General features: G+C 36.4%; 10 protein-coding genes. 5 read left to right on the forward strand and 5 right to left on the reverse strand.

Annotated elements, in window-relative coordinates; genetic code table 11:
* The 3 genes from C0430_RS06390 to C0430_RS06400 form a co-directional block, all read right to left on the reverse strand.
* Nucleotides 1–3639 (reverse strand): SusC/RagA family TonB-linked outer membrane protein, encoded by a 3639-nt coding sequence (locus C0430_RS06390; protein ID WP_290866838.1) that lies wholly within the window; start codon nt 3637–3639, stop codon nt 1–3.
* 132 nt (nt 3640–3771) lie between these two features.
* A complete protein-coding gene (locus C0430_RS06395; protein ID WP_290866847.1) occupies nt 3772–4911 on the reverse strand; it encodes a FecR family protein in 1140 nt (379 codons plus the stop codon).
* Between the two features lie 196 nt (nt 4912–5107).
* Nucleotides 5108–5677: an RNA polymerase sigma factor gene (locus tag C0430_RS06400; protein ID WP_290866855.1), complete on the reverse strand. Its 570-nt coding sequence runs from the start codon at nt 5675–5677 to the stop codon at nt 5108–5110.
* 598 nt (nt 5678–6275) lie between these two features.
* On the opposite strand from C0430_RS06400, the gene C0430_RS06405 reads away from it, so the two are divergent.
* The 5 genes from C0430_RS06405 (at nt 6276) to C0430_RS06425 (ending at nt 11631) form a co-directional block, all read left to right on the forward strand.
* Complete coding sequence (locus C0430_RS06405) at nt 6276–8138, forward strand: ABC-F family ATP-binding cassette domain-containing protein (protein ID WP_290866860.1); 1863 nt, start codon at nt 6276–6278, stop codon at nt 8136–8138.
* Nucleotides 8139–8263: 125 nt separating this feature from the next.
* Complete coding sequence (locus C0430_RS06410; RefSeq protein WP_290866863.1) at nt 8264–8812, forward strand: hypothetical protein; 549 nt, start codon at nt 8264–8266, stop codon at nt 8810–8812.
* Between the two features lie 305 nt (nt 8813–9117).
* Nucleotides 9118–9831, forward strand: a complete 714-nt coding sequence (locus C0430_RS06415) for a hypothetical protein (RefSeq protein WP_290866867.1) — start codon at nt 9118–9120, stop codon at nt 9829–9831.
* A 166-nt stretch (nt 9832–9997) separates the two neighbouring features.
* The gene (locus tag C0430_RS06420; protein ID WP_290866870.1) at nt 9998–10456 is read left to right on the forward strand and encodes an FKBP-type peptidyl-prolyl cis-trans isomerase; all 459 of its coding nucleotides are present in this window, start codon (nt 9998–10000) and stop codon (nt 10454–10456) included.
* A gap of 188 nt (nt 10457–10644) precedes the next feature.
* Nucleotides 10645–11631, forward strand: a complete 987-nt coding sequence (locus C0430_RS06425) for a putative sulfate exporter family transporter (RefSeq protein ID WP_290866873.1) — start codon at nt 10645–10647, stop codon at nt 11629–11631.
* Nucleotides 11632–11825: 194 nt separating this feature from the next.
* Here the strand turns inward: C0430_RS06425 and C0430_RS06430 are convergent, their stop codons facing one another.
* Entirely contained in the window at nt 11826–12224 is a 399-nt protein-coding gene (locus C0430_RS06430; RefSeq protein ID WP_290866876.1) for a response regulator, read from the reverse strand.
* On the reverse strand, nt 12221–13684 hold the full coding sequence (locus C0430_RS06435; protein ID WP_290866879.1) for a PAS domain-containing sensor histidine kinase: 1464 nt from the start codon (nt 13682–13684) through the stop codon (nt 12221–12223). The genes C0430_RS06430 and C0430_RS06435 overlap by 4 nt, the downstream gene beginning before the upstream one ends.
* Between the last annotated feature and the right edge of the window lie 356 nt (nt 13685–14040).

Raw genomic sequence — 14040 nt, forward strand, 5'->3', positions numbered from 1 at the left:
TTAAAGAGTTAGATTAAAGCCAAATAAGTATGTTTTAGGCAACGGTAAATTACGGGTACCGGAGTTGACAGAATAAACTTCTGGATCAATACGATTGCCGGCAGCACTCCAAAACCAAATGTTGTTGAATTGAAAAGTGAATTTAGCCGATGCTATTTTAAGATCATTTGCTATGAGTTTTGGCAAATTATAGCCTAATGAAATGTTTCTCAGTTTGACATAATCACCATCTACAACATTTACATCGGAATTTCTCCATTGACTGCTGATAGTTCCTGCATAATTCCTGACACTTTCTGCCAAATCCACATACAAACGAGTATTGCCATTGGTATTCAAATCAGTGTAACGGTTAGAAATACCTGCGCTGTTTACAACGTCGGAACTCATGTCGATAGTCTCTTTACGCATCACGTTTCCACCCGAAAAAACAAACAACAGGTTCAACTCAAATTGGTCATAAGAAAATCGTTGTGACAAGGAACCGGTGTAAGTTGGCATCAAACTTCCCTTATTGACTAAAGCTTTAGGATTAGTAACTGTTTTGATGGTGCTTGAAACTGGAACTCCATTCGCATCAAAAGTAATCGACGGATTGCCATTTTCATCTAAGATATAAGGATATCCATTAATCGTTCCGCCATATTTGTATGCGTATAAACTGTTGAATGCTTCATTCATTAAAAAGTAATCTGTAGGCGAACTAACATAAACCGAAGCGTTTGACAAAGCTCTAGTTATTTTATCAACAGTCGTTTTGTTGAAACCAAAAACTGCCGTGGAACCAATGCGGAAATTGTCTTTGTTGTACCATTCAGAAGCAACACTGAATTCGATTCCTTTGTTGAGCAAGGCTCCAGCATTTATTCTTCTGGTCAATGCGCCAACAGTAGGATCTAAATCTGTTGTAGCCAATAAATCGCTACTGTATTTTCGATAAACATCGATACTTCCTGACAATTTATTTTGAAACAACGTGTAATCGATACCTAAATTGGTGTTTTGAGTTTTTTCCCATCTCAACATCGGATTCGGCTGTGCCGTAATGTTGATGTATTGTAGGGATTGGTACAAGTTGTCGTTTTTTCTGGTGGCGGTTACATACGGAGTTGTAGTTTGATCTATATTTCCGCTAACACCATAAGTTGCCCTAAGTTTAAGTGAGTTGACCCATTTTATTTCTTTCATGAAGTCCTCATTGCTAACATTCCACCCTAAACCTGTGGACCACAAAGGACGGTTTTTATACTTGGAATCCACTCCAAACAAATCGGCTCTATCCACACGATAACTTCCCGTTATATTATATTTTGATAAAAAGGTGTAACCAGCAGTGCTGAAAACGGAAAAATAACGGTGTAAAATTTCTTGTTGTGTTCTGGATAATGCTGCCAAAGTGCGGTTGTTGCCATAGATGTAGCTCGAAACTCCGGTTTGACTCAATGCAAGATTGTTCAACACGGTTGATGTAAGCGTAACGGGATCATAACCGTAACGCAACTGTTCTATGGTTCTGGGCAGAAAAGTTTCGCGCATTTCAAAACCAGCCAAGGCATTTACAGTATGTTTGCCTTCGCCAAAATCTTCACTATAATCTAATTGATTTCTAAAAGAATAATTGCTGGCTCTGCTGCTAAATTGTTTGTAACGACCTCCCGTAGAGAAACCATCTAAGTAAGTGTAAGCATTTGTTGCAGGAACATAACCCGTTAAAGCATTAATGGCATAACTCATTTTATAGGAGTTGACGTCATTGTATTGCTCGTTATCGTTTCTTCTTGTTTCGTATTGAAATTGCGTATTGAAGCTTAAACCTTTCCACAGCTTGGCACGCAAGTTGGCAAAAGCTCTTAAACTTAGCGAGTTTTCATGTGTGATACCTTCCTGAAGCGCATTTAAAACATTAAAACTTATTGGTTTAAAACCACTCAGGCCAGCTATTTTAGCAGCAACGTATGGGTTGATGACACTGCTGGAGGTAAAACCGTCGCTAATACCCACAAATGGTGATATTACGAGATTTCCCTTGCTATCGGTAATGCTTTCGTATCTTTTTTGGATGTCGTAATTACCAAAACTGGAATCGGTAACATCGTCTTTGCTATACGTTCCATTCAATCCAAATGTGGCATTTAGCCAGTTGTTGAGCTGAAAACTACTTTTTGCATAAAGATTAAAGGATTGACTATTGTTGAATTTGACACGATTTGTCGACTCGTCATAATTAAGCGACACATAGGTATTTTGCTTGCTGGTACTGCCCGAAAAAGCAACATTGTAACGTTGTCTCAATTCATTTTGCCATACATTGTCACGATAGTCTTTGTAATAGTCGTTTTTTCTCCATTGGGCAATGGTGCTGTCGTAATTGGCATTGTTAATTTTCCCTTCTTCCAAATCCCTGTTGAGTTGGTAAAGAGGACTATAATATTTCATGCTGCTGCTTCCAATATCGCCATAACTGCTGAACATGGTGGCCGTGTTGGCAAATCTCGCTCTTTCCCTATTATAAACAGCTTGTTCAAAATCAATCAAATCGCTTGTAGAGGCAAAATTCATGTCCTTTAAATCTGGTTTTGTACCAACAAAAAAATCTGAATTGAAGCTCACTTTTAATTTTCCACTTCCTTTTTTGGTAGTCAAAACAATAATACCGTTTGCTGCTCTTGAACCATAAATAGATCCTGAAGCTGCATCTTTAAGAACATTTACACTTTCTATGTCATAAGGGTTTATCTCTTCCAAAGTCAATTCGGTTGGCAAACCATCTATTACCAAAAGCGGACTGTAACCAACTCCCAAAGAAGAAAAGGTACCTATTCCTCTTAATATCGGTTTATCTGCCGCAGCTCCATTTGGATTTTTTTGAAACATCAAACCTGCCACACGACCTTCGAGAGCAGTCAATAAATTGGTGTTGATATTTTCGTTTAGAATTTTTTCGTCCACTTTAAAAATGGCTCCGGTAGAATGGCTTCTGGTAAGAGTCTGAAAACCTGTCACCACAACCTCTTTCATCACGGACACTTTCTCTTCAACGACAAGTGTCAATTGAGTGCGTCCACTAATGGCAAAAGATTTTTTTTCAATGGTCAATCCCGAGCATTCAATTATGCCATCCGACGGTACATTGCTTACTGAAAAGCTACCGTCAAAATCGGTTACAGTTTGCCTGTCCGTTCCAGAAACATAAACATTTACCCCAGGAAAAGGTTCGTTTTTATTGTTTAATACTTTTCCTTGTATGTTGATTAATCCGTTTCCCTTATTCTCCACTTTTACAGCCGTTACCACTATCGTTTGATTGGTAATCGTGTACTTTAAATTTTGATTGGTAAAAATTAGATTTAAAGTTTCTTTTAAATTGGCATTCTTGACATTAATGGTTACTGGGTTCGACTTTTTCAGCAAATTTTGACTGTAAAAAACTTCGTAATTGGCTTGTTTTGCCACTTCCCCCAGAACCTTTTCAAGTGGCGCCTCTTTAAATTTAACGGTAATATTCTGTGCTTCACCCGTAAAACTGCAGAGCATTAGGAACAACGCACTAAACATCCAGGAATAAGCAGAAAAATTAAGCCCAGGAATCTTTTTCCTGAGTCTTTGACAAGGTTTTTTTGATTGTAAATTAAATTTCATACATTTACATTTAGTTATGGTTAAACAATAGTGGACAACTTATATTGGCTATTAACTTTTTAACAACCAGAAGCATCGCGAGTGTTTCTGGTTTTTTAGTTTCTAGTTCAACATAACCGGGTAAATTTAAAATCAGGGATCCACGATAATGGTTTTCCCTTCGACCTTAAACTTTATATTACTAAGCTCAAGTACTTTTAATACTTCAGATAAATTTTTATTCCTAAACGTACCTCCGTTAAAGGTTACCTCCGAAACATCGCCGCGGTATTCTACTTTAATTCCATACCAGCGTTCCAATTGTCTCATCACTGTTTTCAGATCGGCATTATCAAATTTAAAACGTCCATTTTTCCAGGCGATGGCTGCTTCGGTATCCACTTCTCGAATGGCAATCTTGTTAAAATTGTCCGACACGTTAGATTGTTGCCCCGGTTTTAAAATGGCCTTTTGATTTTTATGAGTAACCGCAACGCTTCCTTCCAATAAAGTGGTTTTGACGACAGCTTCATTATCATAAGCGTGAACGTTAAAATGAGTACCAAGAACTTCTATGGCTTGATTGCCTGATTTTACGATAAAAGGTTTGGTTCTGTCTTTGGCCACTTCAAAATAAGCTTCACCTTCTAATTCCACCACTCTTTGATTTCCATTAAACTGGGTTGGATATTTGATGGATGAAACGGCATTCAGAAATACTTTGGTTCCATCTGCCAAAACAATATTGTATTGTCCGCCTGTGGGTGTCGAAAGTGTGTTGAATGAATTTGCAGCCACTTTTGGAGCTTCGGCATTTGGGTTTATGACATACGTTATGACTCCATTGGCACTCATTTTAATGGTGACTTCAGCTTGTTTACCTTCTTTGGCAATAGTGTCTTTTGCCGAAATATCAGCCAGCACAATTTGCTTTCCATTCGAAAGGGTCAAGATTCCCCTATTTCCGCCAGGAGCAATTTCTAGTGGCTTTTCGGCTAGCTGAATAGGTTGTTCTTTTGGTTTTGTAAAATAAAATAATCCCGTGCCCAACAATAAAGCCATTGATGCCGCGACTGCGACACGAGGCCAAATACGAATTACTTTTGCTTCTTGGTGCAGTGGCAATTTCGATTTCAGGTATTCGTAACTTTTTTCCAGTTCCAGCTCGCTAAGCTGCAAATTGCTGTTAGAAGCTTTATGCAAATACCACGCCTCTAGTTTATCCTTGTCCACATCAGATAAAGTACCTTCCTGGTATTTTTGTAGCAACGCTAAGATTTCAGTTTCATTCATAATTACAATACGAAATTTTGTCCCGTTTTAAGTAAGACAGTTTAAAATAACTTTTGTCATAGACAAGATTAAAAAAAATTTGCTAAATTGTTAATGAATATAAAAATTCATTGTTTTTTATTGAGCAAACAAAGCTGTTATGGGTGGTTATTGTCATAGATAACGACAAAACAAGTAAAATGCTACAATGCAACAATTACCAAACCAAAAACCTCAATGAAGACTTGAGTTTATGTCTTAATATTTTAAGCGAATTGTAAACTTGTTGTTTGGCCGTTTTATCTGTAATGTTTAATTGAATCGCAATTTCATCATAGGAAAGTTCCTCTACTTTTTTCAACAAAAACACTTCACGCATTTTGGCAGGAAGCAAAGCAATTTCTTGTGCAATAATAGCTTCCAATTCTTTTTCCCTGAGACTGGAATCGGCTAAAACATAATCGTTTTCAATAAAATTTGAAATGGAATCAGCATAACTCGAAACTACTTTTTCGTGGGCAATATGATTCAAAATTTTGTTTTTTGTTGCTTTGTATAAATAGGAAGAAAGTGAGCCGGTAATTACAATCTCCTTTCTTTTGTTCCAAATGGCTAAAAAAACATCTTGAACAACATCATTCGCTTGGTCATGATCACCAAGTAATTTATAAGCGTGATTTACCAAAATTTTAGAATAGCGTTCAAAAATTTCTGTATAAGCCTTTTGATTATCTTCCTTTAGAAGAGCTACTAAAATAGTATCAGTATGTTTGTTATAAACAGACATAAATTAATTACGTTCAGGTGTCAAAGTCGCAATATTAATCATTTTTTACGTTAAAAACTAAAACAACATTTCGTTGGTGGGACACTTCCTTGTTGGCTTAAAAGCATTTTCTTACTTTGCTTTTGTCACATTGAAAAATAAATTATTGAATTCTGTGTTTTTTTGATTTAAATTTATGTTAAGTCAAAATATGAACTGTTTAAATTAATTTTACACAAAAAACAAGGTTGCGTCTTTTTTTTCCTAAAATTTCAAACGTCTTATTTTAAAGTTTTAAAACAAAACCCGACAAATACGTTCAGCCAATTTGGGTTCTTCTTTAAAAAATTGATTTCAAATCCAATGAAACAGCTAAGGCCACATAAATTTAATTAAAGAATAAATAATCCTATTTTAATCGATTGATTTGCTATAAAATCTAAAACTTAAATCACCTTGAATGCTTTGTAGGGTTAACTAATTAATCCTTTTTTTATTGATCAATTCACGTTTGAAAATAAACTATTCGTTAATAGTCTTATAATAGCTTACTTTTGCAAAAAAGTTATGTTTTCACCAATCGTTCATAACTCTTAATTTATAACCCATATTTTACAAAGTGAATTACTTATCAGTCGAAAACATCTCAAAATCCTTTGGCGAGCGCACGCTTTTTAAAGACATATCCTTCGGAATAAACAAAGACCAAAAAATTGCCTTCATAGCCAAAAATGGTTCTGGAAAAACCACCATTATGAACATCATCAATGGTTTTGACGAACCTGACACGGGACAAGTGGTGCTTCGCAAAAGCATCCGAATGGCATTTTTGTCACAAGACAATAAATTACAGGACGAATTGACGATTGAAGAAAGCATTTTCGCATCCGATAATGAGACTTTGAAAGTGATTGAAGCCTACGAAAAAGCATTGGAAAACCCCGAAGACGAAGAAGCCTACCAAAAAGCTTTTGACGGAATGGACCAACACAATGCTTGGGATTTCGAAACCCAATTCAAGCAAATTTTGTTCAAATTGAAACTGGAAGATTTCAAACTGAAAGTAAAAAACCTTTCGGGTGGACAGAAAAAAAGGTTGTCGCTGGCCATTATTTTGATCAATCGTCCCGACTTGTTGATTCTGGATGAACCCACAAATCACCTGGATTTGGAGATGATTGAATGGCTCGAAAGTTATTTCGCCAAAGAAAACATTACGCTGTTTATGGTGACGCACGACCGTTTCTTTTTGGAACGGGTTTGCAACGAAATCATCGAATTGGACAACGGAAAAATATACCAATACAAAGGAAATTATTCCTATTATTTAGAAAAAAAAGAAGAACGAATTACTTCCGAAAATGCGAGCGTGGACAAAGCGCAAAACTTGTTCGTCAAAGAATTGGAATGGATGCGTCGCCAACCCAAAGCGAGAACAACCAAATCGAAATCGCGTCAGGATGATTTTTACGTCATCAAGGAAAAAGCGCAAAGTCGCCGTCGAGAGAATAAAGTAGAGCTCGAAATCAACATGGAACGAATGGGAAGCAAGATTATCGAGCTGCACAAGATTTCCAAGAAGTTCAAGGACCACGTGATTTTGGACAATTTCAGTTTCGATTTTCAACGTGGCGAACGCATCGGAATCATCGGAAAAAATGGAACCGGAAAATCGACTTTCTTGAATTTGTTGACCGGAACTATTCCGTTGGATTCTGGAAAAGTGGTCGTTGGCGAAACCATCAAAATTGGCTATTACACCCAAAGCGGAATCAATCCAAAACCGGGACAACGCGTGATTGACGTCATCAAGGAATATGGAGAATTCATTCCGTTGACGAAAGGTCGATTGATTTCGGCTTCACAATTGCTGGAACGTTTTCTTTTTGACTCCAAAAAACAATACGATTATGTCGAAAAATTGAGTGGTGGCGAGTTGAAACGACTGTATTTGTGTACGGTTTTAATCCAAAACCCGAACTTCTTGATTTTGGATGAGCCTACGAATGATTTGGATATCGTAACTTTAAATGTTCTGGAAAGTTTCTTGATGGATTACCCGGGTTGTTTGCTTGTGGTGTCGCACGACCGTTATTTTATGGACAAAATCGTGGATCAATTATTTGTTTTTAGAGGTCAGGGCGAAATTGAAACTTTCCCCGGCAACTACTCGGATTTTAGGTCATACGAAGACAGTGCGGATGTTGCCCAAAAAGAAGAAAACAAAGCCGAAAAGAAAGACTGGAAACAAAACAATCCAACTGGAAACCTGACATTCAATGAGCAAAAAGAATTCCAGAAAATAGAACGAGAAATCAAGGATTTGGAAATTGACAAAGCCAAAATCGAGCAATTATTTTCCGAAGGAAAAGTAACCGATGCCGATATCGAAAAGAAAGCCAAAGAACTGGAAAACATCATCAAGAAAATCGAAAATAAAGAGGAACGCTGGTTTGAATTGAGCGCCAAGATGGAAGCGTAATTTTTTTAGTTGCATTTTTTATTTGTCTGTCCAATGTTTTTTCTGTGCTATCAAGTACTTTCTAAAAAAAATTCACGCCCTAATTTACTTGTTTTTAAATAATTTTGTTTCTAAAAACTTCTTCCATGAAAAAAGTAATACTACTCGTTTTTACGATATTTTCGATACAATTACAAGCCCAATCCACAAACAAGACTAATAAACTAAACTTTGGCTTGGAACTCGATGCTTTGCCTTATGCCACGGGAGGTTATTTTGGCGCGGGCTGGATTGGCTCAAACAAATGGCGCGGCAGAGCACTTTTTGCCGATGTCAACAAACCCGATTTTGTGACCAAAGACGGTTTTACAAAGCATCATATCAAAGCCTATACAGTGTTATTGGATCGTTTTTTGAAAGACGATTGGAAAGGTTGGTGGATTGGAGCCGGACCCGTTTATTGGAAAAGCAACATTCAAAGCAACAACAGCAATGCAACTAAAAGTTTTGACAACTTCTTGCTAAACGGAAGTTTGGGTTATAGTTTCTCTATATATAAAAACATCTACATTTCGCCATGGGCAGGATTGAGCTTCAACGTTTCGGGTAACGATACATTCGTTCTGGACAACAAAGCCTACAATTTGCCTTTGCTCAATCCAGAAGCGTCAGTCAAATTTGGAATTTACTTTTAATTCATTTTTATTAAAAATATTCCTTAAAAAGGAGACAAACAAGCTTTTACTTTAGAAAAGTTTAGCCACTAATTACCACAATCATCATTATAAATTGAATTTGTCGAATTAAAAAAGGCACAAACGCAAGGAATCTTGATTGTATCAATAAACGAGAGCTACCAACACAAGCTCCAGTAAAAAGTTGTACCTTTATGTTTTTCAAAAAAATTTAAAATTATCTGGTTTTATCCAATTAGGTCAATCTTGGATAATTGTTTTTATTCCTAATTCAAATTTTGAAATGAATTTAAAACTTTAACACCATGAAAAAAATAATTCCACTTTTAATTGGCATGGCATTCGCCGGATGTGGTCCTGTTTATTATGTACCCAATACCCAAAATGTGCCTGTAATAAAGGAAAAAGAACAAACCAATTTATCTTTTGGCCTCAACTCCTCCGAAAGTACCGACGGATTCGAATTTCAAGGAGCCTACGGATTGACGGATAAAATCGCCATGCAACTCAATACTGATTGGGTTTCATCTTCTGACGAGTCCTCAACTGGTTCGGGTCATTTAATCGAATTAGGTGTTGGTTATTATAAAAACTTGTCAAAACACTTTGTTTTTGAAACCTATGGATTAGCGGGCTTTGGCAGTTTGAAATATGAGGAAAATTATAACGAGCCTTCAGAAATTAAAGCCAACTTTTTCCGTGTTGGTCTGCAACCCAGCATAAGTTTTAGCAGCAAATACTTTATTGCCTCATTATCCGGAAGAATTGCAAACTTGAATCACAATGCTGTTAGTGGAAATTATTATGACGTTGAATATTTAAAAGCCAATCATTCCCATTGGTTAATAGAACCCGCTTTAACCGTACAAGCTGGTTCTGAAAATGTTAAATTACAGCTACAGTTTCAACTTAGCGAAAACCTGACAGATCCTTATTTTAACCAAGATTACTCGCTGGCTTCCATAGGCTTGAAAGTTGTTTTAAACCCTAAAAAGAAAAAAAATCAGGTTTTATATTGAAAAACAACACCGAAATGCCATCACATAGATAGCGAATTCATACCAAGCCAAGCAAATAAAACCACGACAAAATCAAATGCTGTCGTGATTTTTTTCATTTTATAAAACCAAACTTCGCTCCCTAACAAATTTTATTATATTTGCCCTTCTAAAAAAAAATTGCACCATGAAAAACATTTTATCCGCATTTTTAGTCTTGACTCTTTTTATTTCTTGCTCCAAAGACAAAGAAGCCAATATTGATTATGTTGCCAAAAACGAACTAGAAATAAAGGCCTATATTGCCAAAAACAATTTAACTGCGCAAAGAAGCAACACAGGTTTGTATTATATAATTAACGAACCAGGAACGGGAGCGCAACCCACTGCAACATCAAATGTAACCGTGGCCTACAAAGGCTATTTCACAAACGGAACTGTATTTGATCAAAGCAGTGCTGCCGGAATTGCTTTCGGCTTGAACCAAGTCATCAAAGGCTGGACTGAAGGTATTACTTATTTTAAGCCTGGAGGCAGCGGCATCCTTTTGGTACCGGCTCATTTAGCCTATGGAAGTTATGATTACAATGGTATTCCAGGAGGTTCAGTACTTATTTTTGAAGTGAAATTAATTTCAATAAATTAGAAGAACACCTCTTAAAAAATCGATTCGATATAAGTTTCAACAAAACGAAACAAAAAAACCACGATGAAATTTAGATTTTGTCGTGGTTTTTTTTCTGACATAAAAAATCAAATAATCGAAAACAAAAATTACTGTTTTCTTTAACGTTAAAAGTGTGCTACTTTTGCAACATCAAAACACAAAAAATAATGCACGAATTAAAATCAGGCGCAGAACCAAAACAACCTAAAAGCAAAATCTTAGACCGAACCATAACGACTAGAGAATTGATTTTTTTATTGGCATTCGTATTTTGTTTATCACCACTCATAACGCCGCCCATCGCCTTATTAATGGGTTTGATAATTGCACAATTCATAGGACATCCTTATTTGCACCTCAACCATAAAGCCACCCACATTTTATTGCAAATCTCCGTAGTGGGTTTGGGATTTGGCATGAATGTCAATAATGCCATGAAAGCTGGAAAAGAGGGAATTCTATTCACCGTGATTTCAATTATTGGAACATTGGTTATTGGTTTTTTTATGGGCAAGTTTCTAAAAATAGAAAAGAAAACCTCCTATCTCATTTCAGCAGGGACAGCCATTTGTGGAGGGAGCGCAATCGCAGCCATTTCGCCAGTAATAAAAGCGGAAGAAAAACAGATTTCAGTTGCCTTGGGTACCATTTTTATTTTAAATTCCATTGCGTTGGTACTGTTTCCTTTAATTGGTCATCAATTAAATCTTTCCCAAAACCAGTTTGGTTTGTGGTGTGCCATCGCCATACACGACACCAGTTCTGTGGTAGGTGCGGCCAGCAAATACGGAACAGAAGCATTGGAAATTGCAACAACCGTAAAATTGGCACGAGCATTATGGATTATTCCCGTGGCCTTTTTTTCAACGTTGTTGTTTAAAAATAAAAGCGGCAAACTAAAAATACCCTACTTCATCGGATTGTTTGTACTTGCCATGATGGCCAATACCTATTCTCCATTTGTGCAAGAATATAGTAGTTATTTGGTGGCAATTGCCAAAGCAGGACTCACGGTGACACTTTTTTTAATTGGCTGTGGATTATCAAAAAAAGTATTGCAATCTGTTGGTATAAAACCTTTACTGCAAGGTGTTGTCCTTTGGCTCGTCATTTCTTTGACAGCATTATGGATGGTAATGAAATTGGCACATTAACAACCCTATTGAGCGGATTTACTTGATCTGTTGGCCATTATGTGTATTGAATATTTAGTAAAATTGAAATAAAAAAACCACAACAAAATCTAATTCTGTTGTGGTTTTTCGTTTTATAAAATTTAAATTTTTATCAAGAAATCGGATTACAATATTTTTCAATTCTTGCATCAAAATTATAACTTCTTCCCAAATTACAAATTTTTAATCACTTCTATCAGTTTATCTTTAGTCATAGGTTTAATAATAAAATCAGAAACTACATTTATGGTCTTTGCCCGGATGACATCATCAGGTGAAATCGACGACGAGCAGATATAGATGGTAATCTTTTTTCCAATTTTGGGATTGATCTTGACAAACTCGTCAAGAAACTGCCAACCATCCATAATCGGCATACTTAGGTCAAGAAGAATAATGTCTGGCAACACTTCGATATTGTATAAGTTTTCCTTTATGAAAACAAAGGCATCGTAACCATTGTCGAAAATCTTGATGAGATCGACAAGTTTATGTTTATCGAGCAATCTGGTGGTGAGAAAAACAAATACGTCATCATCGTCCACCATGGTAAGTTGTTTGAGAGTTGTCATAATTTTTGATTATTAAATTCAACAAAGAAGGTACTGCCTGTATAAGGTTTGCTCTCGACCCAAATTTTTCCGCCCATGGCTTCAATCTGGGTCTTTATCATAAAAAGGCCGAATCCTTTGGCATCGGGATGTCTGTGAAATGTTTTTCGGATTTTGAAAAGATTATTTCTGTGCATGTCCAAATCAATCCCCAAACCATTGTCACTTACCGACAACAGCACCGAATCACACTGTTTTTTCGTTTCAATTTTAATTGTTGGTTTGCGTTCTGGTGATTTATATTTCAGGGCATTGCTGACCAAATTGGCAACAATGCTTTCCAGATATTTATGGGGAAAATAAATAATTGGCGCTTCAGTGGCTTCTAGCTGAATATCGGCATCATACTCCTTGATTTGGGTTTCAAAACCAACGAGTACCTTGTCTAGACAATCCTTCAAATGAATCTTGTCCACTTCAATCCCAGAATCCTGTTGAACTTGGATAGATTCTACCAGTTCGTTAAAAACATCCATCAAGTGGTTTACCACGGGTTTAATCTTGGCGTGTACCATTTGACGTTCGTTCTCATCGGAACTTTGGTCAACATAGTCAATCAACATTGAAATATTGAGCAGTGGTGCTCTCAAATTATGCGAAACAATATTGCAAAAATCAACTAACTGGGTATTCTTGAATTCTAGGGCGCTGGAATATTTGAGCAAATCCTCTTCGGCCTTTTTTCGCATAGTAATATCGGCACGAATCGCTACGTATTGAAAAGGTTTTCCTTGCTCATTGAGAAAAGGGACAATGGTGGTGTCTACCCAATAATATGATCCATCTTTGGCTTTGTTTTTGAGCTCGCCTTTCCAAATCTTCCCACTGGCTATGGTGACCCACAAATCGCGAATAAATTCCTTGGAATGAAAACCCGAATTAATAATCCGATGGTCTTCCCCTAACAATTCTTCTCTGCTGTATTTGGAAATTTTGCAGAAATTTTCGTTTACAAAATTGATGATTCCCTTTTGATTGGTAATAGCCACGATGGATGACTCATCAAGAGCAAATTTATAATCGGATACTTCCTTCAGGCTTTTGAGCAGATTTTCTTCACTTTGCTTACGCTGGGTAATATCGGAACGGATAGCCACATATTGATAGGGTTTGCCGTCCGAATTCAAAAAAGGAACAATGGTCGTGTCGACCCAATAAACCGTTCCATCCTTTGCCCTGTTTTTGAGCTCGCCTTTCCATATCTTCCCATTGGCTATAGTGACCCATAACTCCCTGATAAATTCCTTTGGATGAAAACCAGAATTAATAATCCGGTGGTCCATCCCAATCAATTCCTCTCTGCTGTATTTTGAAATCGCGCAAAAGTTGTCATTTGCATGGATAATTATTCCCTTGGGATCTGTTATGGCCACAATTGCAGACTCATCGAGCGCATATTTATAATCATCAAGCTCTTTCATTGTTAGTTTGGTTATTATATGTTAAAAAAAGTTTGGGGCAATGACTTTGAACACATTCCATACTACTGTTTTCTTTGAAAACTTAAATCATTGATTAGTTGAAAAATTATGATTCATTCGCTGATGTGGCTCTATAAAATATATTGGATTTGTCTTAAAAAAGAAGTTACGTCGTGATTTAATTTAATGCAATTTAATAAAAAACAAATACATTTCATGCAATATTATGATGTTTTCGATGAAATGCGTAAATTTATATGCATTTATCATATAAAAACATTGTCAGCTTGCTGCTTTTTTCTACCTACAAAATACCAAGTACAAACAAAAAAACCACAACAAAATATTATCCTGTC

This window comes from Flavobacterium sp., assembly GCF_013823965.1.
Lineage (GTDB): Bacteria > Bacteroidota > Bacteroidia > Flavobacteriales > Flavobacteriaceae > Flavobacterium.

Excerpts from the sequence above, each read along its gene's own strand:
- C0430_RS06415 (WP_290866867.1), top strand. The coding sequence starts at position 9,118 with ATGAAAAAAATAATTCCACTTTTAATTGGCATGGCATTCGCCGGATGT.
- C0430_RS06390 (WP_290866838.1), bottom strand. The coding sequence starts at position 3,639 with ATGAAATTTAATTTACAATCAAAAAAACCTTGTCAAAGACTCAGGAAA.
- C0430_RS06395 (WP_290866847.1), bottom strand. The coding sequence starts at position 4,911 with ATGAATGAAACTGAAATCTTAGCGTTGCTACAAAAATACCAGGAAGGT.
- C0430_RS06425 (WP_290866873.1), top strand. The coding sequence starts at position 10,645 with ATGCACGAATTAAAATCAGGCGCAGAACCAAAACAACCTAAAAGCAAA.
- C0430_RS06435 (WP_290866879.1), bottom strand. The coding sequence starts at position 13,684 with ATGAAAGAGCTTGATGATTATAAATATGCGCTCGATGAGTCTGCAATT.
- C0430_RS06430 (WP_290866876.1), bottom strand. The coding sequence starts at position 12,224 with ATGACAACTCTCAAACAACTTACCATGGTGGACGATGATGACGTATTT.
- C0430_RS06420 (WP_290866870.1), top strand. The coding sequence starts at position 9,998 with ATGAAAAACATTTTATCCGCATTTTTAGTCTTGACTCTTTTTATTTCT.
- C0430_RS06400 (WP_290866855.1), bottom strand. The coding sequence starts at position 5,677 with ATGTCTGTTTATAACAAACATACTGATACTATTTTAGTAGCTCTTCTA.
- C0430_RS06410 (WP_290866863.1), top strand. The coding sequence starts at position 8,264 with ATGAAAAAAGTAATACTACTCGTTTTTACGATATTTTCGATACAATTA.